We start from the raw sequence: 23,853 nt of genomic DNA on the forward strand, positions 1-23,853 counted from the left end.
ATTGTATGTAAAACATAGTTTACCGTAACTACATGATTGTTGTCTATTGTCATAATTGTATAATTTCGAATCGTTTTATATCTCTCGGATATTTAACAACAATTATTCCTTTTGAAAATATAAGCAATTTTGTCAGTAAAATTATTATTAGAACTGACAATACTTTATTTTAATCGATAAAAAGCAATGCTTTTTTGATGTCTTCATAACTAATTTCACTATCGCAAAAATCGTAAATTGGTTTTAAAAATTTATTATCTTCAAATTCGATTTCGCTATACGCTAATCTTACACGATTAATAATTTTGTCAGAAGGTTTAAATTTTGAATAATCTAAATCTGGTTCAATTTCCTTTATTTTCCCAATATGATCTACGATTGCTGATGTTGTCAAACCTCTTTTCTCTGCAATTTCATCTAAAGATAAACCATCTCTCACATATTCTAACGTGATTTCTTGAGTCGATCTTTTTGGACCCTTCTCTTTGGTTTTATTTTTCTCTACATTTTTTGCAATCTGTTTTTTATCAAGCGTTCCACCAGAATATCGAATAAATGGAGCCCAAGAATCTTGCAATTCTTTTTCATCAAGAAAATCATCTATTTCATTCGATAAAACCTGAAAACGTCTGTCAGCCTTCATTGCAAGAGAATCTATTTCTAAAGCAGTTTGGTTTAAACCATTTAACATCAACGAATTCAAATCACGTAAACGTGAAAGCGCAACATACCCTTGACCTTTTTCAAATGCTTTTGATAAATCTATAAAAGCAGAATCTAGCGTCATTCCCTGCGATTTGTGAATGGTAATTGCCCATGCCAAACGCAACGGAACTTGTGTAAAAGAAGCCAAGGCTTTTCCACTTTCGTCTTCTATTGCCCAAGTTTCTGGTTTTGCAACATGAAATTCGTTATCCAAGGTTTTAATAATTGGTTCGTTTTTTTCGGTATAACCCGAAACAATTCCAAGCGTTCCGTTTACAAAACCAACCTCAAAATTATTACGTACAAACATCACTTTTGCACCAATTTTTAGTTCTAAATTATCTTCTGCTAAAACAGATTTTTTAAGAACTTCTATCAAAGCTGGATTTCCTGCAACTTTAGCTTCAAATTTTTTAGAAGATGAATCAATGTTAATCAACTGACCTTTATTGATTCTATCCACATCCATATTATGCGTATACAAGCGTGTTTGTGAATCTATTTCATCAGGAAAATATTCAATTCGAGATTGCAATAAATTAACTGTTTTTTCTGAAATCATTCCCGAACGAATTTCATTCAAAATATCGTTCAACTCATTATTTTTTTGACGATATTGCTCTGTCAAGTAACAAATATGCACTTTGGATTGTACCCAAGCATCAGACATAAAACAGAATTTATCTTTCGATTCTTCCCATTCTTCGCCAATTGGAGGCAACTGAAAAAAATCTCCCGAAAAGATAACTTGTATTCCTCCGAAAGGTTCATCATTTTGTTTAAAAAATTTCAACACATAATCTACTGCATCCAACTGATTTCGGTGTAACATAGAGATTTCATCAATAATCAGGACTTTTACTTTGTCCATTTTATCGCGGAAAAATTTTTTGTCGCGAAGTGAAGTCAAATATCTATCCGTAACATGACTTTTAATTCCAATTCCAGCCCAAGAATGAATCGTTTGTCCATTCATGTGTGTTGCAGCAATTCCCGTAGAAGCAGTAATTGCGACAGGAACACCGTGTTGTTTTAGGTAATTAATGTATTGATTAAGCACATACGTTTTTCCGGCACCAGCAGAACCTGTTAAAAATACATTTCGACCAGATTTCAATATTGCTAAAGCCTTTGATTGTTGCATAATATTTTGTTGAAATTGAAGTTTTTTGAATGAAATACAAAGGTACAAATCTTTGATGAGGATAGAAAATTGTAAAGATTGAAGGTTGAAAAAACAAAAAAGTCGGATAAGAAAACTTATCCGGCTTTTTATATTATTTTATTTTAAAATTTTAATACTATTTTCCCTTCCTTATAAATCATTGGAAATTCAACAGATTGATTTATATATTTATTTGTAGAAGTATATATTACTTCACGATATCGTCCAAAATTATTTTTGGATAGAGATCTTTTAAAAAGTTCTGGAAAAACCCCAAGCTTTTTAGTAGGATTTACATAATTATCATATAAATCAAAAACTTCTACCACTCTTTCTCGTGAACTTATATTGATTGGTTCAAATTTTTCCGTAGAAGAATTAAACTTTGCAGTTCTAGAAACAATACTGTCTAAATTTTGATTTAAATTATAATAAAAATCACTTTGTTTACGGATTCCTGCTCGACCATTTATATAAATCTGTTTTTTAGGTAAATTCCCAGTATAATAATATTTTACAGTATCTATCGTATTAGAAGAATTTGTTTGTTGAACAATTTTATTATTTTCTAAAACATATTCAATTTTACTCAATATTGATTCATCAACGTCAAATAACTTAGTTTCTATTTTTATTTTATTATTTTTATAAGTAACTAAATCATATAATTGTTCACTAAATTTCAAAGAAGGATTAGTTTCAAAGTTATAAAACATTACTCCTCCATTTTTCTTAATCACTTTCCCATTTTCGTAACTATATTTAAAATCTGATCCTCCTTGGGAAAGATATCCAAATGTATTATTATATTCTAAAAAAATTCCAGATGCTTCATCTAAATCCCATTCAGTAGTACTTAAATCATTGATATCATCATCTGATCTACAACCATATAATAGAAATAGAACAGATATTAATGTAAAAAGTTTTTTTTTCATTTAGTGTAATTATATTGATTAAATCTATACATTTTTTTTTACAACTTACTATAAAGAACAAAAAATATTCATTTTGTATAAAAACAAAAAAACCGGATAAGAAAACTTATCCGGTTTTTTAAAACTATTTAATCTACTATTTCAATATAATCTTGTCAGAACCTTCTTGGATTTCTCCAATCACAGCACTTCCATCAATAATATTCACTACTTTTTCGGCGTCAGCTTGGTCAACGATGACAACCATACCAACACCCATATTAAATGTTCCGAACATTTCGTCTTCTGCAATTTCTCCGCGTTTCGCTAATTCTTGCATCACTGTTGGTACATTAATTTTAGATTTTTCTATCACAGCAGTTAATCCGTCGTTAATGATACGTGGTACATTTTCGATTAATCCTCCTCCTGTAATATGAGCAATTCCTGTCATTTCGATACCTGCATCTTTTATTTTGAAAATGTCGTTTTGGTATAATTTTGTCGGAACTAAAAGAGTTTCAAATAATGGTTTTCCTTCAAATTCTTCGTTAAAATCTGGAAAAATTTTACGAATTAATGAAAATCCATTCGAATGAAATCCACTTGCTGATAATGCAATAATTGCTTGCCCTGCTTTTATTTTAGAACCGTCGATTATTTCATCTCTTTCTACAACTCCAACACAAAAACCTGCAACATCATAATCGCCAACTTTGTACATTCCTGGCATTTCGGCAGTTTCTCCTCCAATCAAAGCTGTTCCTGTTTCTTTACACGCTTGTGCAATTCCACCAACAATTTCTGCAGCAATGTCAGAATCTAATTTTCCACATGCTAAATAATCCAAGAAAAACAAAGGTTTTGCACCATGACAAAGAATATCGTTAGCACACATTGCGAAACAATCAATCCCAACTGTATCGTAAACTTTAGAATCTAAAGCGACACGTAATTTCGTCCCAACTCCATCAGTTCCCGATACCAAAACAGGATTTTTATAACCTCCTAATTGATAAAAAGCACCAAAACTTCCAATTCCATTCAACACATTTTCGTTGAGTGTTGATGCAACTGCATCTTTAATTTTAGATACCGTTTGATAACCTTCTTCCTTATCTACACCGGCTTGTTTATATGTATTACTCATTTTAATTATGATTTGATAATGATGAATTATGAATTTAGTTTTTGTTTACTTGTGAGAATGATACTTTTCAATAATTTCAAAACTTATGTGCAATCAGAAAATATTTTATAAAATAATTTTTCTTCAAGATAATTACTTTTAAATAATAATTCTAACCAATAAAGTGTTTCGTCACATTCTTTTTGAGCGATTGATAATTTATGTATAAAATCTTTTGAACTTTCAGCATTCTGAGATTCTCTAACCAAAGCACCAATAGCTGTACCGCTTCTCAAAAGTTGTTTACTTAAAACATATTCATTTTTGTTTTGTAAATCTTTCGATATTTGAATGATGTTTAAAGCTAAATCAAATGATTTTTCTTTCAAAATATTCGCCATAATTCATCATTCATAATTAATAATTCTACACTAATCTATATGCAAAGCTTTTACCTCTTTACATTCTTCATTCGTATAATTTACTGGATATTTTTCTGTAAAACATCCAAAACAATGTTCTTTACTTCCCAATAAATCAACCAAATTATCTACAGTTAAGAAATCTAACGAATCTACATTTAGATATTCTTCCACTTCTTTTATTGATTTATTTCCAGAAATTAAATCTGCTTTTGTTGGCATATCAATTCCCAAATAACAAGGCGCAATAATAGGTGGTGAAGCAGATCGGAAATGAATTTCTTTGGCTCCAGCTTCTTTTAATATTTTGATTAATAATTTCGAAGTTGTTCCACGAACAATCGAATCGTCTAAAACTACCAAACGTTTTCCTTTGATTTTATTTTTGATCGGATTCAATTTCAAATTCACCACACGCTCACGCATTTCTTGTGAAGGCACGATGAATGAACGTGACATATATCTATTTTTAATCAAAATTGGTTCGTACGGAATACCTGAAGCTTCTGAATATCCAATGGCAGAAGGAATTCCTGAATCTGGTACACCAATTACTAAATCTGCATCAACTGGAGATTGTTCATATAATTTTCGACCAGATTCTACGCGTAAATCATAAATTTCGTTTCCTTCGATATTAGAGTCAGGACGCGCGAAATAAATGTACTCAAACGCACAAATATTACGTTGTTTTGGTTGATTTAATGAATAAGATTTAATTCCTTCTTCATTTACTACAACAATTTCTCCTGGCTCAACATCACGGATAAATTCAGCTCCTACAGCATCTAAAGCACATGTTTCTGAACAAAAAATATACGCATCATCCAATTTTCCCATACATAACGGACGAATTCCATTGGGATCGCGAAATGCTGCTAATTGATTGTTAGCTAACAATAAAACCGAATAAGCTCCTTTTATTTTTTCTGTTCCTTTTTGGATCGCTTCTACAATATCCAAATGTGAATATTTCTGAATAGATCGTAATAAAACTTCTGTGTCTGATGTTGCTAAGAATGGTAAACCTTCAGCTTCAAGCTCTTTTCTAAGTCCATCAACTTCAATTAAATTTCCGTTGTGTGCAATAGAAAAATGTGGTTTTCCATAAATATTATACGTATAAAGTGGTTGAATATTTCGACGACTTCCATCACCTGCAGTTGTGTAACGCGTGTGTCCAATCGCTGCATTTCCTTGATATTCTTCGATATCTGCTTCCATTGTTTTGAAAACATCTAATACCAATCCTGCTTTTTTGACTGTTTTTATGTTTCCATCTTTCAAAAAAGAAACACCACATGCCTCTTGTCCGCGGTGTTGTAGAGCGAACAATCCGAATTGTGTAATCGAATAGGTGTTGATGTTATTTGGTGAATAAACACCAAATACACCACATTCTTCGTTCACACTATCAACTGTATCAGCTGCATATTTTTTCAATAAATTTCTTTCGTAGAAATTTGTTAAATATTCAGCTTTTAGTTGGCTTTTATGTAATTTTTTATCAATCATTACGAAAGAAAAAATAATTAGTTTAAAACTTTTAACAAACGATTATATACCTCGTGATAAGCTTCTGAAACATCACCTAAATCACGACGGAAACGGTCTTTATCTAATTTTTTACCAGTTTCTACATCCCATAAACGACAAGTGTCAGGAGAAATTTCGTCTGCTAAAATAATATTACCATCAACATCTTTACCAAATTCGATTTTGAAATCGATTAAAGTTAAGTTTGCTTTTAAGAATAATTCTTTCAAAGCTTCGTTGATATTGTCCGTAATTGCATATAATTCTTTTAACTCATCATACGTTGCAGCACCTAATAATACTGCGTGATGATCATTAATCAACGGATCGCCTAACTCATCTTTTTTGTAACAAAGATCAAAAATTGTAACTGGAGATTTCCCTCCTTCTTCCAATCCTAAGCGTTGCGCCATACTTCCTGCAACATAGTTACGAACAACCATTTCTATTGGAATAATGGTTACTTTTTTCACTAATTGCTCACGATCATTTAATTGCTCGATAAAGTGTGTTGGTATACCTTTTTCAATCAAATAATTGAAAATTAAAGTCGAAATTTTGTTATTCATTTCTCCTTTATCCTCAACAGTTCCACGTTTTTGAGCGTTGAAAGCTGTTGCATCATCTTTGTAATACACAATTACTTTGTCAGCTTCCTCAGTAGCGTACACTTGTTTTGCTTTTCCTTCGTAAATGAAGTCTTTTTTTGTTAAGCTCATCGTTGTTGTTTGTTTTTTAGAAGTTTGATAATCAAACTTCAATTTTTTGTTTTTTTGTTTTGTTTGAAATGAAAAAGTCCACTTCGTGTTTGTTGTTTGTTCGCGAAAAATAACTTGTTCAAGGTTATTTTTCAGTTTAATTTCGATTGGTTCAGGATCGAAATTGATATTTATTTGTTGTTTGTTTCTATTAAGAATTTAGATGTTAGATTTTAGTAATTAGATTTTTCTCAAATCTAACTTCTAATATCTCCTATCTTCATATTAATTTCTAAAATAGTCTACCGCATTTTTGAAGATATTCATATATCCATTTCCTGGAATATTTTTGAATAATCCTTCCTCATAACGCTCTGGATGCCCCATACGACCATAAACTTTTCCACAAGAAGATGTAATTCCTTCCACTGCGAAAGTTGAGCCATTTGGATTATAAGGCATTTGTCCTGCTAATTTTCCGTCCAAATCTATAAACTGTGTTGCGATTTGACCTTTATCAATTAATTTTTCTAATTCCTCGTCATTCGCTACAAAACGACCTTCTCCATGCGAAAATGGAATCCAATATTCTTGTCCTTCCATTCCTTTTAGCCAAGGAGAATGTGATTTGTTCACTCTAATTTTCGCTAATTGTGTGATATGACGACCAATTTCATTAAATGTTAATGTTGGTGTATTTTCTTCTAAATCTTGAATTTTACCATAAGGCAACAATCCTGATTTTATCAAGGCTTGGAAACCATTACAGATTCCTAAAACCAATCCGTCACGCTCTAATAAATTATGAATTGCATTTTTGATTTTATTATTTCTCAAAACTGTTGCAATAAATTTTCCCGATCCATCTGGCTCATCAGCAGCTGAAAAACCTCCTGGAATAAAGAAAATATTAGCTTGATTGATTTCATTTACAAAAGCGTCTACCGACTCTTCTACATCTTGTTGCGTTAAATTACGGAAAGGCAATGTTTTTACTTTTGCTCCTTCTCTACGAAACGCTTTAGCAGAATCATATTCAGAATTTGTTCCTGGAAAAATTGGAATAAAAACCTTTGGTTTCTGTACTTTATGCTCTGCAAATGCAAAACAAATTTGTTCCGCTTTCAACTCTTTTTCTTCGATTACTGTTTCCGAATTTGATTTGTATGGAAATAACGAATTAAATGTTTCTTTCCATTGTTGTTTCAATTCTTTCAAATTAATTTCTTCACCATTCAATTTGAATAATTCAGAATTATTTGTTTGACCTAAAACATAATAATTTTGAGCAATTTCAGCAGGAATATTCAACTCATTTATATGTTCGATAATAATTGATCCTGGATAATATTTTGCTAAATCTAAATCTGTCTTAATTTCAAATCCGATTTCATTACCAAAAGCCATATTTGCGACAGTTTCTGCAATTCCACCAAATTTAACCGTCATCATAGCTTGTACATTTTCTCCATTTATAGAAGAAATAAAATCAAAAATTGACTTCGCATTTGTTTCGTCAATTAAATAATCTTCTGTTTGATTTGGAATAAAAACTGAAAGTTTAGAATTCTTTCCAACTAAAGTTCCTTGTACAACTTTCTCTGCTTTTGACGGTGCAATAGCGAAGGAAATCAACGTTGGTGGAACATCAATATCTTGGTAAGAACCCGACATAGAATCTTTTCCTCCAATTGCAGGAATTCCGAATTGACGTTGTGCTTCTATCGTTCCTAAAATCGCTGCGAAAGGTTTTCCCCAACGCGTTGCTTCGTTACGTAATTTCTCAAAATATTCTTGAAAAGTTAATCGTACATCAGCATAATTACCTCCAGCAGCAACAATTTTTGTTAATGAATCAATCACTGCAAAATATGCTCCGTGGTAATTTGACCAACGAGAAATTTGTGGATTATATCCAAATGAAGCGATAGAAACAGCATTTGTAAAACCATCTGTTGGGAATTTTTGTACTGAAACATCTTCTGGCGTGTCCATTGTTTGTCCACCAAAAGCATTCAAAATAGTAGAACGTCCAACATTATTGTCAAACAATTCGACCATACCTTTTTGAGATGCGTGATTTAACTCTTGCATCATTGCAACAAACGATTCTTTATTGAAAGGTTTATTGTTAAAAGGATTTGTATATTCTTCGTCCGTAATTTCTACTTGAGATTGTTTACGAACACCATTTGTATCTAAAAATTTACGGTCTAATTCTACAATCTTCGTTCCTTTCCAAACTAAAGTCATTGTATCATCTCCCGTAACGTCTGCAACGCAAGTTGCGTCTAAGTTTTCTTCTTTTGCTAAGGCGATAAATGTTTCCACATCTTTCGCTTCTACCGCAACAGCCATACGTTCCTGAGATTCAGAAATCGCTAATTCTGTCCCATTTAATCCAGCATATTTAAGTGGAACTAAATCTAAATTAACATTAATTCCTCGTGCAATTTCTCCGATTGCTACAGAAACACCTCCAGCACCAAAATCGTTACACTTTTTAATTAGAGCTAAAACATTAGGATTGCGGAATAATCGTTGAATTTTACGCTCTACAATTGCATTTCCTTTTTGAACTTCGGCAGATAAATCATCCAATTTCAATCCATCATGTGTTTTAGATGAACCTGATGCTCCTCCTACTCCATCACGACCTGTTGCACCACCTAATAAAATAATTTTATCACCAGCAACTGGTTCTTCACGGCGAACATATTCTTTTTTTACAGCTCCAGCTACAAAACCAACTTCCATGCGTTTTGCTTTGTATCCTTCGTCATAAATTTCTTTCACAAAAGTTGTCGCTAAACCGATTTGATTTCCATACGAACTATATCCATTTGCAGCTTCTTTAGAAATTTTACGTTGTGGTAATTTACCTGGTAACGTATCTTCAATTTTTTCTAAAGGATTTGCAGCTCCTGAAATTCGCATCGCTTGAAAAACATACGAACGTCCACTTAAAGGATCTCGAATTGCGCCACCAACACATGTAGAAGCACCACCAAATGGCTCAACTTCTGTTGGATGATTATGTGTTTCGTTTTTGAATTGTAATAACCACTCTTCTTCAACACCATCTACATCAATTGGTACGACGATAGAACAAGCGTTGATTTCTTCTGAAACATCAATGTTTTTTACAACTCCTGTACGAGAAAGATATTTCCCCATAATTGTTGCTAAATCCATCAAACGAATTGGTTTTGTAATACCTAATTCTTGACGAACTTGTTGATAATAATCAAATGTTTTTTGAAGTGTAGCGTTAAATTTTGAATTGAATTTAACATCTGTAATCTCTGTCTCAAAAGTTGTGTGACGACAGTGATCAGACCAATATGTATCTAAAACTTTAAGTTCTGTTTCGGTTGGATTACGGTTAATTGATTTGAAATGATCTTGAATAAAAACCAAATCATCCATCTCTAACGATAATCCGAAGTTTTTATAAACTTCTTCTAATCCATTTATATCCGTTGTTATAAATCCTTCGATTGTTGGAACGTCTGTTGCTTCTGGATTAGCAGGGATTTCCATTTTAGAAAGATCTTTTTGACGAGATTCTATCGGATTAATTAAATAATTTTTTACTTTTTGTAAATCTTCAGCTGATAAGTCATTATTGAAAACATACAACAAACCAGATTTCACATTTACATTTTCCACGTTCATCAAAACCAAACATTGTTCGGCAGAATCATCACGTTGATTATATTGACCAGGCAAATACTCTGTTGCAAAATAGTTTTTAGAAAACGGAAAATTATCATTTACGGCATCTTCTGCATATTTAAAAACTATGTCTGTTACGGGGTCAACAAATACTTTGTTTTGAACTTCTTGTAACTGATTTTCTTCTATATTAAATAGATCATAAATAACAAAAACCTTGCACACAATTGTAGGTACAAGGTTTCTAAGTTCTATTGTAGTCTTCTGACTGATAACGTCAAAATTCGATTTCTTCTGAATGAAAAGTCTGTGGTTCATCGTTTTGTTTGCTGTACTGTTTGGCTTAATGTGTTTAACCATTTTATATCTACATAAACAAACTGTTTTTCTATCGAGTGGTTCATTACTCAATTGATAGAAAAAAAATTTGTAGTGGCAATTTTTTATGGTCTGCCGTAGAGACGCTCAACCTTATTATGAGCTATACAAATGTTGTAAACTTTAAAAACTAAATCACCTTTAAAAGTGAACTGCAAAATTAAACATTTTATTACTAAAATCAAATCTAATTCAACAATATTTTAGTTAATTATTTGGTTAAATTATTTTATCAATGATTATCAACGAAATGTGACAATTTATCATAAAAAAACCCTATCAAAATTGATAAGGTTGATGATTATCTTGTTATAGTTAAATCGTAATCGTTGTCAGATTCATCATATTTATATGATAATTTCATATTAAAATCTTGCATAAATTTTTTGCAAAATGTCTCAATACTCAACGTTTGCGGAAAAGTAGATTTATTAACTGTCATAAACAACGTTGTCCATGTTGTGTTATCTTCAAAAATTGTTCTAAATCTCTGTTCCCAATAATTCAAAAATTTTTCTTCCTTTTCATTTACTAACACATCTTCCATACCATAATTTTAAAAGCTGCAACAAAAATACAACTAAATCTTCGTAAAAAATATTTTTAGCAGATTATTAACGTTTATTCAGTATAATCAATAAATCGTTATAGCTAAACTTAAGATTAGCTTAAGACTCACTTTTACATTACTATTATAACGTATTACATTCTAAATTTGAATCTTAATTTTCAGACAAAATGATAACAGATAAATTAAAAGGACGATACAGTATAGTGCTATTTTTTAGTTCACTATTTATCCTTATTTCATTTGCTTTACGAATTGTATTTGCAATTTGGGTAAAGGGTGATTTTAATTGGAATATGAGCGAATTATTTCACACCATTTTTTTTGGTTTAATTTATGACATCAGTGTTGTAAGCTGTTTCGCGCTGTTTCTCACTTTTTATTTTATGATTTTACCCAACAAATTTGTCGACTCTTTGTTTGACAGAATTCTCGTGTATTTCATTTACACTCTTTATTTAGTTATTATTTATTTCACATTTTTTGCGGAAGTTACATTTTGGGACGAATTCAAAAGTAGATTCAATTTTATTGCGGTAGATTATTTAATTTACACGTACGAAGTTGTCAAAAATATTCAAGAATCTTATCCATTACCATTGTTGATTGGTGGAATTGTACTAATTGTCGGTATCACTTTATTCATCACAAAAAAAGGTTATTTTTTTTACAATACATTTCATACAAAACCAAATACGGCGCAGAAAATTGGGGTTTTTATCTTCAATTTATTCATTGCAATTGTTTCTTTATTTTTCTTGAATAATGATGTAAGTTCAACATCAGAAAACCGTTACAATAACGAAATTTCAAAAGCAGGAATTTTTTCTTTCTTTTCGGCTTTCAGAAACAATCATTTAAAATTTGACGATCATTACAAATCAATTCCAATTGAAGATGCATTTGCTGTGATGAAAAATGAATTGAAAGATTCTAAAACTATTTTCAATTTACAATTCAAAAATCCGTTAAGAAGAACCATTTTAGCAACAAATCCTACGCAAGAAGAGCAAAAACCAAACGTTATTTTTGTGTTGATGGAAAGTATGAGTTCATCGTTTATGCAAGAGCAATATAACGGAAAATCTATCACGCCAACGTTAAATAATTTGGCTGATAATAGTATTTATTTCTCGAATATGTTTGCCAATGGAACCCGTACGGTTCGCGGTATGGAAGCGGTAACTTTGTCAATTCCTCCAACTCCTGGAAACAGTATTGTAAAGCGTGTTGACAATCAAAATTTATATACCATTTCTAATGTTTTTAAAGAAAAAGGTTATCACAACATGTTTTTTTATGGTGGCGATGGTTATTTTGATAATATGAATGCTTTTTATGGCGGAAATGGTTTTGATATTTATGATCGTGGTCGTGGAAGTGTTTTGAGCGACAAAATAAATACAAATCGTTACAATATTGATGATGATGAAGTCACTTTTGAGAATGCTTGGGGAATTGCCGATGATGATATTTACAGCAAAGTACTAAAAGTTGCGGACGAAAAATACAAATCAAAACAGCCATTTTTTGCATTTGTCATGTCAACTTCTAACCATAAACCTTATACGTACGAAAATGGAAAAATTGATATTCCTTCGGGAAGTGGTCGTCCAGGCGCGGTAAAATACGCCGATTATGCGATTGGAGATTTAATTGCAAAAGCCAAAACAAAACCTTGGTTTAGTAATACTGTTTTTGTTTTTATTGCCGACCATTGCGCTAGTAGTGCAGGAAAAGATGCAATTGATGTAAAAAATCATCATATTCCGGCATTTATTTACAATTTGAAATCGCATGTGAATGAAAATGTTTCGAAAGAAGTTTCTCAAATTGATATTTTCCCGACACTTTTCTCTTTATTAAATTGGAAATATACGTCGCAATTTTACGGAAAAGATATTTTTGATCCGCAATATCAATCGCGTTCTTTCGTGGGAACTTACATCAAATTAGGAATGAAAAAAGGCGAAGATGTTTCTATTTTATCGGATCAAAAGAAAATTAATCAATACAAATGGATCGATAAAAACTTGATTGATACTAAAGTTGATCCAATTTTTGAACGTTCTATTATTTCAAATTATCAAACTGCCGATTATTTGTTTAACAATCATTTATTAAATGAAAAATAAAATCATATTTATCATCAATCCCATTGCTGGTAAAGGAGAAGGAAAAATTGTTGAATCAAAAGTTCAACAATTTTTTGCGAATAAAAATATCGATTTCGAAACTTATTTAACCGAATATAACGGACACGCAACCTTACTTACGCAAAATATCTTGTTGCAAAAACCTACTATTGTGGTAGCTTGTGGTGGAGATGGTACAATTAATGAAATTGCACAAACGTTGATTAATACAGACATTGCTTTGGGTATAATTCCTATCGGCTCTGGCAACGGATTGGCAGCAAATTTACACATACCAACCAATCTAGAAAATGCTTTTGAAGTTATTCTGAATACTCAAAAATCTACAATTGATGTCGGAAAAATTAATGAAAATTATTTTTTCAGCAACATGGGTTTAGGTATTGATGCAGAAGTAATACACAGATATTCTGAAAAGAAAACACGCAATTTTTTAGGTTATGTTTCCGCATCTACAAAGGCTTTGTTTAATTATCAACCAAAAAAATTTAAGATTGAATTGAATGATTCTGAAATTTTGGAAGATGATTTTTATTTTTTACTTTGTTCTAATTCTAACGAAGCTGGTTATGGAATTTCGTTTACACCAAATGCGAAATTAAATGATGGGAAATTAGATTTTATTGCCGTAAAAAAGATTAATTTTATACAACAATTTCAGTTTTCGACTTTAGTTTTAAGAAAAAATATTGGAAAAATGAGTCAAGCAAAGGTTTTGCAAGTCAATTCGGTAAAATTTCATTCAAATCAAGATAAAATTATTGCTCAAATTGATGGCGAAGCTGTTACTTTAAATCAAAAAATTGTTGAAGTTTCTGTTCTAACAAACGCTTTAAATGTGATAACACCCAACTAATATGGACAAAGCAAAGATATTAATCGTTGAAGACGAAATTGGTATTGCCAATTTTATGACGCAAGGTTTACAAGAAGAAAACATGCTGATAACGCACTCTATGAGCGGTGAAGATGCTTTGCTAAAAATGAATAAAGAACAATTTGATGTTATTTTATTGGATTGGATGATTTTAAATCTTTCGGGATTAGAAGTTTGTAAAGCAATTCGGAATTCTGATAATCCAAATCAAAAAACGCCTATTATTTTCATTACTGCGAAAGATACGGTTGATGATACGATAGAAGGTTTAAATGCTGGCGCAAATGATTACATCAAAAAACCATTTGATTTTAATGAATTAGTAGCGCGAATAAATGTTTATCTACGTCAAAATGAAAAAGATGAGCTTTTAAATTTCGGAAATATTTCTATCGATCCAAAAACACATCAAACTTTTCTTGATAATCAATTAGTTGACTTAACGTTGAAAGAATTTCAGCTTCTTTCTTATTTATTTAAAAATAAAAACCGAATTTGTACACGCAAAGAAATCATTGAGAACGTTTGGGACATTCATTTTGAATATGATACCAGCGTAATTGATGTTTTTGTAAATGCAATTCGTAAAAAATTAAACTTAAAAAAAGATGATCCTCGTCTACATACCATTCGTGGCGTGGGTTATATAACAAAAGATGTTTAAAAATATATCTGTAAAAAATAGAATAGCAACCTTTTACAGCATTTCTTTTTCTGTTATTTTACTTCTGATTTTTGGCTTAATTTTCTTTATTGTAAATAGAGGAATTAACAAAACGATGGAAGAAACGTTGGAAGAAGAGATAAATAGCCACGTGGATTATGTTTTGCACGAGCCTGTTTTGGTAAGTTTTGTACAAGAACGTGAATGGGAAGAAGTAGAACACACCGATATTTCGTTGAATCCTGTTTTTATTGCGATTTATAATAAAGATTTTAAACTTGTAGAAAATTCACCAAATCTTGTTCAAAATAAATTAGAATGGCATCCAAATCAAGCCGAAAACAGCCCATTTTATGCGAATTATAATTCTATAAAATTATTACTTTCTCAATCAAAACTTATTCATCACGGTGAAATCGTCGGCTATATTGTGGTTGGTGTTTCAACAAAGCACAATCAATTGGCGTTAGAATATTTGAAAACTGCTTTATTAATCATTTTTCCAATATCGGTTATTCTCATTTTTTTATTGGCTCGATTTATTGCTTCAAAATCTATAAAACCTGTATTTAATGTCATAAAAACAGCTCAATCAATTTCTGAAAATAATTTAACTGAACGCATTATTTTACCCGAAAATAAAGACGAATTATATCAATTATCATTAACCATAAATTCTCTTCTGGATAGATTAGAGTTTCAAATCATCAAAGCCAAACAGTTTTCTGCAGACGCTTCGCACGAATTACGAACTCCGTTAGCGATAATAAAAGGAACCTTAGAAATTTTGATTCGCCGTGACAGAACAAAGGAAGAATATAACGAAAAAATCCATTATACACTAAGACAAGTTGATCGTTTGTACAATTTGGTTGAACAATTTTTGTTGATTTCTCGTGTAGAAAATAATAGTTTAGAACTCAAAAAATCAATTTTCGAGATTAAAAATGAAGTTTTAAATTCAATAGAACGATTTCAGATTTTGTTTGATGAAAAACAAATTTCTGTTGACACGAAAAATATTGAATCTCAAATTATTGATAATTACAAAGAATTTATTGATATTATTATCGATAATATTTTATCAAATGCGGTGAAATATGCAAATTTAAATGGTAAAATTACGATTTCATCTTTTATTGAAAGTAATTTGTATCATTTAGTAATTGAAGATAATGGAATTGGAATGAATGAGGAAGATTTGAAATTTATACAAGATCGTTATTTCCGAATTCAAAACGAAAATACACTAAATATCTCAGGAAGCGGTCTTGGACTGAATATTGCCACAAAATTAGCACAACTTGCTAATGTTAATATCCTGATTGAAAGTAAACAACAAAAAGGAACTAGAGTTATTTTAACTTTTGTTATTGAATAATTTTTATTAAATTAAATAAAAATACTATCAAGATGAGCCAACATGAATATTCTAACGGAGATGTGACAATAATTTGGAAACCAGATTTATGTCAACATGCAAAAATTTGTGTAAAAATGTTACCACAAGTTTATCATCCTACCGAAAAACCGTGGATAACTGCAGAAAATGGAACGAGCGAGCAATTAAAAAATCAAGTTTCTAAATGTCCTTCCGGTGCATTAACTATGAAATAAAAAAAACGCCTAAACTAAGTTTAGGCGTTTTTTATTTATTTTAAAATATAAAGTGCTTATTATCTAACTCTTTTTACTTTAACAGCGTAAGAACCTTTTTGTCCTTGTTCTACTTCAAATGTAACTTTGTCATTTTCTTGGATTTCGTCAATTAATCCAGAAGCGTGAACAAAAATTTCTTGATTTCCTGTTGAAATGAAACCAAAACCTTTAGTTACATTGAAAAATTTTACTGTACCTTCTTGCATTTTATTAATTATTTATTATTAAACTTTTTTAATATCTATTGCTCTAAAACCTTTTTCAGAGACTTCTTTTTTATACGTAACCTTGTCGTATTTCTTCACTTCTTGTCTTAATTGACTTTGGTGGAAGAAAATACTATCATTTGTTTTCTCTTCAGTAATAAATCCAAAACCTTTTTCGTTCATAGAATTAATAATTCCATTAAAAACTTTAGCTGGATCAAGTACTTCATTTGGATTTTCTTTTCTACTTAGTAAATCCTCTTCTTGATTCTGAAGATGTGGAGGAACTGATGTTAGATTTCCATTAATATCAACATAAGCAATCATATCTTCTAACGACTTACCTTTGTTGTTATTGGTTTTTCTATCTTCTTTTTTAATCAACTTATCTTGTCTCTTCTTTTCTCTCTTTTTTATATTTTCTTTCTTTGAATAAGAATCTGCCATATTATTATTTTTTATTTTTAAGCTTTACTTGTAGATTTAGGATTAAATTTTTCAACCTTAATCTTTGTGCCTATAAGTCTTTCAATATTTTTCAAATCTTTTTTCTCTTCTAACGAACAAAAAGATCTTGCTACACCTTCTTTACCCGCGCGTCCCGTTCTACCAATACGATGTACATAAGTTTCAGGAACATTTGGCAACTCAAAATTAATAACATTAGATAACATATCAATATCTATGCCTCTTGCAGCAATGTCAGTTGCAATTAACACTTGTATTTTATTATCCTTAAAATCATTCAATGCTCTTTGACGTGCATTTTGGGTTTTATTACCGTGTATTGCAGCCGAAAGTATTTTCGATTTTTCTAATTTTTTTACCAATTTATTCGCACCATGTTTTGTACGTGTAAATACCAATGTTCTATCATTAGAATCTTTTAATAATTTTACTAAAAGTAATTCTTTTTCAGTTTTTTCTACAAAATAAACTGATTGTTGAATTGTTTCTGCCGTAGAAGATACTGGCGTTACATTGATTTCTTTTGGATTGTTTAAAATCGTATTCGCAAATTTACGAATAGATTTGGGCATTGTTGCTGAGAAAAATAATGTTTGTCTAACTTCAGGGACTTTTTTCAGAATTTTTTTAATGTCATTTACAAATCCCATATCCAACATACGATCTGCTTCGTCAAGAACTAAAATTTCTATTTGATTCAATTTTATGATTCCTTGCGATATCAAATCTAATAAACGACCAGGAGTGGCTACCAACACATCTACTCCATTTCTAATTGCATTAACTTGTGCATTTTGAGAAACACCACCAAAAATCACTGTATTTTTGATTGGTAGACTCTTTCCATACAATGTAAAGTTATCGTTAATCTGAACTGCTAATTCTCTTGTAGGAGTCAAAATTAAAGTACGAATTGCTTTACCTTGTTTTGGTTTTTGATGTAGTAATTGTAAAATAGGTATCGCGAATGATGCTGTTTTACCTGTTCCTGTTTGTGCGCAACCTATCAAATCGTTTCCTTCTAAAACTAAAGGAATAGACTGACTTTGAATTTCAGTTGGACTTGTATATCCGGCTTCGTCTATTGCTTTTAATATTGGTTGTATGATATTTAAATCTGTAAAATTCATTAACTTTTTTATACTCTGTTCTTTAAAAATAATATGCTGTACATTTTATAGTTCTCCTAATCAATAGGATTACATAACTATAAATGATACAAATTTGATAATAAAATTTGGCAGCTAAAAGCGAAAACTGGAGTAACAAAAGTAGTACAGAAAAAGCAAATTATTATGTAGCCTCTATTTAATATAAATATTATTTTGCAAATGTACAATAAAATAACGAGATGTTATTAACTAATAATTTGTTATATTAATAAAATATAAAAATCATAAAAAAATCCTCTATCAATGTTTGATAAAGGATTTTGTATTTTGATAGAGAGTCTAGTCGAACACTTGATGTTATTTATCTATATCTAGATGAAAATAATTATCAGAAAATCTATTCATAAAAACAATACCTTCGTTATTTACAGGTAAATGAGAATGCATACAATTTTAATCATAGATGATATAAAAAGTATTAGAAAATATCTCACTAGTTTTTACGAAGAAAATTTTTATTACTCATATCAAAAGCGACTTCTTCAGGAGCAGTTTTTTTTTAGAATACTACTTTTGTTTCACAAACGTAATTGTTTCTCCAAAATTTTTAACTCCATTAAAATCAAAATATCTAGATTTGATTAAATCTACTTGCATTTGAATAGGAAGATGAACTGCCCATTTCGAAAAATCTAACATTTGTAAACCTTCATCAAAAGCTAAAATCAACTGAAGACGTTTGTCTATTTCTTTCATATCAAAATTACTTAAAATAGCAGAAATTTCATCAGTGGAATACTCTAAACTATTAATAGTAATAGAACTTTCATTTTCTTGAAGTTGACCTTCAATATTATTTAATTTTAATATAAATAAAATAGTTTTATTAATTTTTGTACTTGAGAATGTGTATAAAACTTGTTTTTTTTCGCCTATCAAAATAGGTCTTTCTTTATTTATATAGTTAATGTCAAAATCCTTAAAAAAAGTTCTCTTTTCGGATAAACTACTTTGACTATTTTCGTCTAAAAATTTATAATTTTCGGTTGTATATAAAACTTCTAGCATCTTGGAACGAATTTCCCAACTGACATCAGCACCATTACCAAAAAACTGAGGTTTTTCACCATCATTTGCAGGAATAACTTCAATTTTTTTTGATTTAAAATCGATATCTTTTATTTTCCAAATCTTTGCGGAAAGAAAAATATTTTTGTCTTTTACTAATTGTGGAGATAATGGAAGTTCGCCAATTTTATTTCCCGAATTGACAACTCTAAAAAAAGTTTCAGTTTTGAAAAGGCTATAAAAATCTTTTGTATTAACTAAAGGTTCTGCATCAATTCCTAAAATAATTTCGTCTCCTATTTTTTCTAAAAACTCAATACCAATTAGGTGATTAATTAATTCTACTATTTCTTCACTTTTTATTTCTAAAAAAGAGGGATTAATTATTAATTTCTTAATCATTAATTCTATTGTAATTCCAGATGTACTTTTAACGATAGATAATATCTGGTGTAATAAAACGTCATATGGTTTTTTATTAACAAATATTGGCTCTATAAATTGTTCCTGATACAAAAGCCAAGAAGCTACAGATTGCAATAAACTCCATGAATTTGTAGAATAAAGTACTAAATTACTAGATTTTCCTTCTCTTCGGCCACTTCGTCCAATACGTTGAACTAGAGATGCGATACTATGCGTTGCATCTATCTGAATAACTTTTTCTACATTTCCTATATCAATTCCTAATTCTAAAGTAGAAGTACAAGAAATTGTGAAATTTTGTTGAATTTGGCTTTTGGCAAAAAATTCCACATATTCTCTTGTTTCCTTATCAACAGTAGAATGGTGTGCAAAAAAATTAGGGTGACCACCTACTTTTTCAGAAATTTTCTTCAATTTTACTGCTACTTCTTCTACTTTACCTCTCGCATTAGGAAAAATCAAAGCTTTGCAATTGTAAGTTTCTCTGTATAAATCTTTCAATAAATCAAGTGATAAATTCGTCGTAAGAGATTCAAAATACCTAAAACTTGCATTAATAGGTTTTGGTGTAGTATCTCTAATGATTTTAGTATTGTTTGGTTCGCCCAAGTAAAACTTTAATTCACTATATTGATTAACGTCACTAACTGTAGCAGAAAGACCAATTATTGCTACTTTTTTAGAACTAATTATTTTTATTCTATGAATTAATGATTGTAATTGAATACCTCTATCTGAACCTAAAAAATTATGAATCTCATCTATTACAATATATTCTAAAGAAGAAAAAAGTTGAAGTATATTATGTGGTTTATTACAAAACATTGCTTCTATTGATTCTGGAGTAATCAATAAAACTCCATTAGGATTTTTCAATAATTGATCTTTTTTTCCTTTGCTTGCTTCTCCATGCCATTTTGTAACAGAAATATCAAGATGTTCACATAATTGTTCTACTCTCAAAAACTGATCATTAATCAAGGCAATTAGAGGCGAAATATATAGAACTTTTACTCCATTCTCTTTAAAATTCACTTTTGATAAAATAGGAAGAAACGCTGCTTCTGTTTTTCCCGAGGCTGTTCTAGAAATTAAAACATAATTAAGGTCTGTATTTATAATTTTTTGAATTGCTGCTTCCTGAATTGGTCTTAAACTTTCCCATTTTTTATCTCTTATATACTTTCGTATTGGTTCAGAAAGCATTTCATACGTCATCATATTTCTTCAATTGAATCTAAAGAAGCTAAATCATTTGGGCGCTCATCTGTAATCTCAATTTCTCCAAAAAGTCTTTTTTTATCAATTTCTGGATTTTGACGAATAATGTTTAAGATATTCAAAAAATCACGAATAACCTCGCGAGGTGTTAGAAACTCTGATGCTCCTGGTTTATTAAATATTTCTTCCATAAAAGATGTTATATCTTCGTCTGAAATATCTAGCTCAGTTTTATAATTCTTATCAAAAATAAATTTGAGTTTTGTTAATAAAACAAAAATTTCGTTATGATTTAAAGGCATTAATTTAATAACTGGCTGAGCGAAATCTCTTATTTCTATTGTTTCAAATTTATTAGATTCTAATCTAGACTTTAATGCTTGATAACTAAATAAACCACGTCTTTCATTTTCTAAAAATTCACGTGTTCCCGCGAAATTAATAAAGAAATTAGAAACTTTTCCTTGAAAACAATCGTTATAAATTGAAAGTATTTTTTCGTAATTTTTTTCTCTAGATCCGGAAGTAGAAATCTTATACAAATTAATTGCTTCATCCAAATTAATCATAAATCCGCTGTAGCCCATACTGACAAAAAGTTTACAGAAATTCTTAAGCATATCATAATAATTAGAATCATTAATAATTTCTCGAACACCAAGATCTTGTCTTGCTTCTGTTTTTGTTTTGTATTCTCCTTTTAACCATTTTAGTGCACTACGACGAAGATATTCATCACCTTTTATATAACCTTGGTAATATTTTATGATGACAGATGCAAAATCAAAACCACCAACTTCTGTGATTTCATTTACAGTTTTCATAATCGAATTCTCAATTAAGGATAAATGTTCATCGTTTCTTATTTCTGATAAAGAAACCTGTTGTTCTTCACTTGTTTTAATGATAATTTGTTCTATCCATTTTTCTAAAAGTGTAGGTAAAGCACCACCTTCTGGTTTGGTTTGTATAGAAATATTGTCCATAATCGCTGTATATAATAAGACACTTTTTCCATCATTAGAATAAATTCTATTTTCTGGAGTAAAATCTGCATTGGCAACAACAAATTTTTGTTTAAGAGCTACTGTATTCAACAAATGAAGCATAAATGATTTACCACTTCCAAAATCACCTATCCAGAATTTCACTAAACTATGTCCATTTTTTACATCATCTAACGAGTTGATAAAGGCATTAATTTCTTCAGAACGTCCTACTGTAATATGTTGTACTCCGATTTTAGGAACTACACCACTTACTAAGGAATTAATAATAGAGGTTACTTCTTTTGGTTTGATATTGTCAATCATTATATTAATAGTTTTTTGTAATAATCAGGAAAAATATTATAATACTCGTCATCTTCTTCTATCAAAACATCATCGAGCATTTCAAAACATTTATCGTTGATAGCATCAATCGTTGAATTGAGAAATAGATTCTGAGATTTCACATATTCTTCTAGTTCAATTTGGGTGATAGAAAAGCTAGATTTTTCAAACAATTCTAAAATATTTATTTGAATTTCTGAGAATTGAAATTCAAGATTAAACTTATTTTCGTTAATCATTTTTATTTCTGGAAGTACAGCAACTATCTCCGTTTTTATTTTTTGTTGGTTTACCTCTTCTACTTCATCATCATTTAAGTATTCATCCAATAATTCTACAGTTTGAGAGTGTAATTTCTGAATATCATTAATTGCATTTCTGTCAATTTTTATTTTTTTTCTTTTTTCCTTAAAAATTTGAGGAATTTGAGGAATTATTAAATCTAACTTTCTATTTAAAATAAAGGTTTTTGTTAATTCTACAAAATCGTTCATTTCTTCCTGACTTTTAAAAAGTAACTTCTGTTGAAATTTAAGAAGTTGCTTATTCTCGAATTTAAGTGAAAGTAAATCTTTATTTAAGTAATTAAAATACATTTCGAGACACGTTATTTTATCATAAACAGCTATAAATTTTGCTGCTTCAAAATAGATATGACTTACAGAAGGGTTTTTATCATTAATGTCTACTAAACGTTCTATTTCCCATTTATAGGTAGCAATTGTAGAAAAATGAGTTGAAATATCATCAAATTTTAATTTCCATCTGTTAGTATTTGTTTCATTTAATATTTTATGTGTTTTGATGTCAGCTTCTAAAATTTTATGTTTATCTTCTGTTAAGAAATCTAATAATTTAGCTGAAATTTTCTTTTCATAAAGTCTTAAAATTTGATCATCTTGAAACTGAAAATCTGTATTTATTTTTCGTTTTATAGCATAAACATCCCGCACATTATTTTCACAATATTTAAGAATATTATTATAAATATCTGTTTTTATGGACTGTAATGTATAGTGATAATTGAGACTTTCTTTTCTATAATTATATTGTTGATAAATAATAATTTCTGATATTTCATCAAAAACATTAGAATAAGATTTATTTACTGGAATGCATTTTTCCATCAAAAAATCAGTTGCACGCAGAAATTGTTTTAAAATTTGAATTTTACAAAAGCTAATTTCATTAAAAACATTATCTGAAAAATTTAATTTATCTAACAGCTCGATTTGTTCTGTATTTAAATTTAATTTTCGAGAAAATTTTTGTCCAACTTTCCAATCTTGATAAATATTAGTATTTATTTGTCTTTCTTCATCAAATCTAGGTAAAGGCATTGCATTGTTTGTAGAAATATCTATAATAGAATCATCGTTGTTTGATTGAGAAAAAGTAGAATTTTCAGTCATTAACTTAATTTTTTAGATTGAATAAATTTTAAAAAGCATTTACATTTTTTAGTG

The 23,853-nt window shown here is 29.8% G+C and carries 19 protein-coding genes and 1 riboswitch; of the genes, 5 read left to right on the top strand and 14 right to left on the bottom strand.

Annotation, left to right across the window (positions count from 1 at the left end; translation table 11 throughout):
• Positions 1-169: 169 nt before the first annotated feature.
• The 8 genes from RSC72_RS12550 to RSC72_RS12585 form a co-directional block, all read right to left on the bottom strand.
• The gene (locus tag RSC72_RS12550; protein WP_332544093.1) at positions 170-1,849 is read right to left on the bottom strand and encodes an AAA family ATPase; all 1,680 of its coding nucleotides are present in this window, start codon (positions 1,847-1,849) and stop codon (positions 170-172) included.
• 143 nt (positions 1,850-1,992) lie between these two features.
• Entirely contained in the window at positions 1,993-2,808 is an 816-nt protein-coding gene (locus RSC72_RS12555) for a hypothetical protein (RefSeq protein ID WP_332544092.1), read from the bottom strand.
• 136 nt (positions 2,809-2,944) lie between these two features.
• Entirely contained in the window at positions 2,945-3,937 is a 993-nt protein-coding gene (purM, locus tag RSC72_RS12560; protein ID WP_332544091.1) for a phosphoribosylformylglycinamidine cyclo-ligase, read from the bottom strand.
• An 83-nt stretch (positions 3,938-4,020) separates the two neighbouring features.
• Positions 4,021-4,317, bottom strand: a complete 297-nt coding sequence (locus tag RSC72_RS12565) for a four helix bundle protein (RefSeq protein ID WP_332544090.1) — start codon at positions 4,315-4,317, stop codon at positions 4,021-4,023.
• A gap of 30 nt (positions 4,318-4,347) precedes the next feature.
• On the bottom strand, positions 4,348-5,853 hold the full coding sequence (purF, locus tag RSC72_RS12570) for an amidophosphoribosyltransferase (protein ID WP_332578527.1): 1,506 nt from the start codon (positions 5,851-5,853) through the stop codon (positions 4,348-4,350).
• 17 nt (positions 5,854-5,870) lie between these two features.
• Positions 5,871-6,593, bottom strand: coding sequence for a phosphoribosylaminoimidazolesuccinocarboxamide synthase (purC, locus tag RSC72_RS12575; RefSeq protein ID WP_332544088.1), 723 nt, complete (start codon positions 6,591-6,593; stop codon positions 5,871-5,873).
• 264 nt (positions 6,594-6,857) lie between these two features.
• Positions 6,858-10,568 carry a phosphoribosylformylglycinamidine synthase gene (locus RSC72_RS12580; protein WP_332544115.1) on the bottom strand — a complete coding sequence of 1,237 codons (3,711 nt, stop codon included), beginning with the start codon at positions 10,566-10,568 and terminating at the stop codon, positions 6,858-6,860.
• 92 nt (positions 10,569-10,660) lie between these two features.
• A riboswitch (purine riboswitch) is annotated at positions 10,661-10,759 on the bottom strand.
• 170 nt (positions 10,760-10,929) lie between these two features.
• Positions 10,930-11,175 (bottom strand): hypothetical protein, encoded by a 246-nt coding sequence (locus RSC72_RS12585; protein WP_332544087.1) that lies wholly within the window; start codon positions 11,173-11,175, stop codon positions 10,930-10,932.
• A 455-nt stretch (positions 11,176-11,630) separates the two neighbouring features.
• On the opposite strand from RSC72_RS12585, the gene RSC72_RS12590 reads away from it, so the two are divergent.
• The 5 genes from RSC72_RS12590 to RSC72_RS12610 are packed head-to-tail and all read left to right on the top strand — an operon-like array spanning position 11,631 to position 16,510.
• A complete protein-coding gene (locus RSC72_RS12590) occupies positions 11,631-13,331 on the top strand; it encodes an LTA synthase family protein (protein ID WP_332544086.1) in 1,701 nt (566 codons plus the stop codon).
• On the top strand, positions 13,321-14,208 hold the full coding sequence (locus tag RSC72_RS12595; RefSeq protein ID WP_332544085.1) for a diacylglycerol/lipid kinase family protein: 888 nt from the start codon (positions 13,321-13,323) through the stop codon (positions 14,206-14,208). The genes RSC72_RS12590 and RSC72_RS12595 overlap by 11 nt, the downstream gene beginning before the upstream one ends.
• Before the next feature lies 1 nt (position 14,209).
• Positions 14,210-14,893: a response regulator transcription factor gene (locus RSC72_RS12600; protein WP_332544084.1), complete on the top strand. Its 684-nt coding sequence runs from the start codon at positions 14,210-14,212 to the stop codon at positions 14,891-14,893.
• A complete protein-coding gene (locus tag RSC72_RS12605; protein WP_332544083.1) occupies positions 14,886-16,274 on the top strand; it encodes an ATP-binding protein in 1,389 nt (462 codons plus the stop codon). Before RSC72_RS12600 ends, RSC72_RS12605 begins: the two co-directional genes overlap by 8 nt.
• Positions 16,275-16,306: 32 nt before the next feature.
• Positions 16,307-16,510 carry a (4Fe-4S)-binding protein gene (locus RSC72_RS12610; RefSeq protein ID WP_332544082.1) on the top strand — a complete coding sequence of 68 codons (204 nt, stop codon included), beginning with the start codon at positions 16,307-16,309 and terminating at the stop codon, positions 16,508-16,510.
• Positions 16,511-16,569: 59 nt separating this feature from the next.
• Here RSC72_RS12610 and RSC72_RS12615 read toward each other — a convergent pair whose 3' ends face one another.
• The 6 genes from RSC72_RS12615 to RSC72_RS12640 all read right to left on the bottom strand — a co-directional run bounded on the left by RSC72_RS12615 (position 16,570) and on the right by RSC72_RS12640 (position 23,799).
• A complete protein-coding gene (locus tag RSC72_RS12615; protein ID WP_092906448.1) occupies positions 16,570-16,758 on the bottom strand; it encodes a cold-shock protein in 189 nt (62 codons plus the stop codon).
• An 18-nt stretch (positions 16,759-16,776) separates the two neighbouring features.
• On the bottom strand, positions 16,777-17,205 hold the full coding sequence (locus tag RSC72_RS12620; protein ID WP_332544080.1) for a cold shock domain-containing protein: 429 nt from the start codon (positions 17,203-17,205) through the stop codon (positions 16,777-16,779).
• Between the two features lie 17 nt (positions 17,206-17,222).
• Complete coding sequence (locus RSC72_RS12625) at positions 17,223-18,356, bottom strand: DEAD/DEAH box helicase (protein WP_332565983.1); 1,134 nt, start codon at positions 18,354-18,356, stop codon at positions 17,223-17,225.
• A gap of 549 nt (positions 18,357-18,905) precedes the next feature.
• Positions 18,906-21,053: a DEAD/DEAH box helicase gene (locus RSC72_RS12630; protein ID WP_332545253.1), complete on the bottom strand. Its 2,148-nt coding sequence runs from the start codon at positions 21,051-21,053 to the stop codon at positions 18,906-18,908.
• Positions 21,050-22,366 (bottom strand): ATP-binding protein, encoded by a 1,317-nt coding sequence (locus RSC72_RS12635; RefSeq protein WP_332545251.1) that lies wholly within the window; start codon positions 22,364-22,366, stop codon positions 21,050-21,052. The genes RSC72_RS12630 and RSC72_RS12635 overlap by 4 nt, the downstream gene beginning before the upstream one ends.
• The gene (locus tag RSC72_RS12640; protein ID WP_332545249.1) at positions 22,366-23,799 is read right to left on the bottom strand and encodes a tellurite resistance TerB C-terminal domain-containing protein; all 1,434 of its coding nucleotides are present in this window, start codon (positions 23,797-23,799) and stop codon (positions 22,366-22,368) included. The genes RSC72_RS12635 and RSC72_RS12640 overlap by 1 nt, the downstream gene beginning before the upstream one ends.
• Positions 23,800-23,853 lie beyond the last annotated feature (54 nt).

This window comes from Algoriella sp. (assembly GCF_036647415.1).
Taxonomy (GTDB): Bacteria; Bacteroidota; Bacteroidia; order Flavobacteriales; family Weeksellaceae; genus Empedobacter.

Coding starts and splice junctions, on each gene's coding strand:
- RSC72_RS12550 (WP_332544093.1), bottom strand. CDS start 1,849: ATGCAACAATCAAAGGCTTTAGCAATATTGAAATCTGGTCGAAATGTA.
- RSC72_RS12555 (WP_332544092.1), bottom strand. CDS start 2,808: ATGAAAAAAAAACTTTTTACATTAATATCTGTTCTATTTCTATTATAT.
- purM (WP_332544091.1), bottom strand. CDS start 3,937: ATGAGTAATACATATAAACAAGCCGGTGTAGATAAGGAAGAAGGTTAT.
- RSC72_RS12565 (WP_332544090.1), bottom strand. CDS start 4,317: ATGGCGAATATTTTGAAAGAAAAATCATTTGATTTAGCTTTAAACATC.
- purF (WP_332578527.1), bottom strand. CDS start 5,853: ATGATTGATAAAAAATTACATAAAAGCCAACTAAAAGCTGAATATTTA.
- purC (WP_332544088.1), bottom strand. CDS start 6,593: ATGAGCTTAACAAAAAAAGACTTCATTTACGAAGGAAAAGCAAAACAA.
- RSC72_RS12580 (WP_332544115.1), bottom strand. CDS start 10,568: ATGAACCACAGACTTTTCATTCAGAAGAAATCGAATTTTGACGTTATC.
- RSC72_RS12585 (WP_332544087.1), bottom strand. CDS start 11,175: ATGGAAGATGTGTTAGTAAATGAAAAGGAAGAAAAATTTTTGAATTAT.
- RSC72_RS12595 (WP_332544085.1), top strand. CDS start 13,321: ATGAAAAATAAAATCATATTTATCATCAATCCCATTGCTGGTAAAGGA.
- RSC72_RS12600 (WP_332544084.1), top strand. CDS start 14,210: ATGGACAAAGCAAAGATATTAATCGTTGAAGACGAAATTGGTATTGCC.
- RSC72_RS12605 (WP_332544083.1), top strand. CDS start 14,886: ATGTTTAAAAATATATCTGTAAAAAATAGAATAGCAACCTTTTACAGC.
- RSC72_RS12610 (WP_332544082.1), top strand. CDS start 16,307: ATGAGCCAACATGAATATTCTAACGGAGATGTGACAATAATTTGGAAA.
- RSC72_RS12615 (WP_092906448.1), bottom strand. CDS start 16,758: ATGCAAGAAGGTACAGTAAAATTTTTCAATGTAACTAAAGGTTTTGGT.
- RSC72_RS12620 (WP_332544080.1), bottom strand. CDS start 17,205: ATGGCAGATTCTTATTCAAAGAAAGAAAATATAAAAAAGAGAGAAAAG.
- RSC72_RS12625 (WP_332565983.1), bottom strand. CDS start 18,356: ATGAATTTTACAGATTTAAATATCATACAACCAATATTAAAAGCAATA.
- RSC72_RS12630 (WP_332545253.1), bottom strand. CDS start 21,053: ATGATGACGTATGAAATGCTTTCTGAACCAATACGAAAGTATATAAGA.
- RSC72_RS12635 (WP_332545251.1), bottom strand. CDS start 22,366: ATGATTGACAATATCAAACCAAAAGAAGTAACCTCTATTATTAATTCC.
- RSC72_RS12640 (WP_332545249.1), bottom strand. CDS start 23,799: ATGACTGAAAATTCTACTTTTTCTCAATCAAACAACGATGATTCTATT.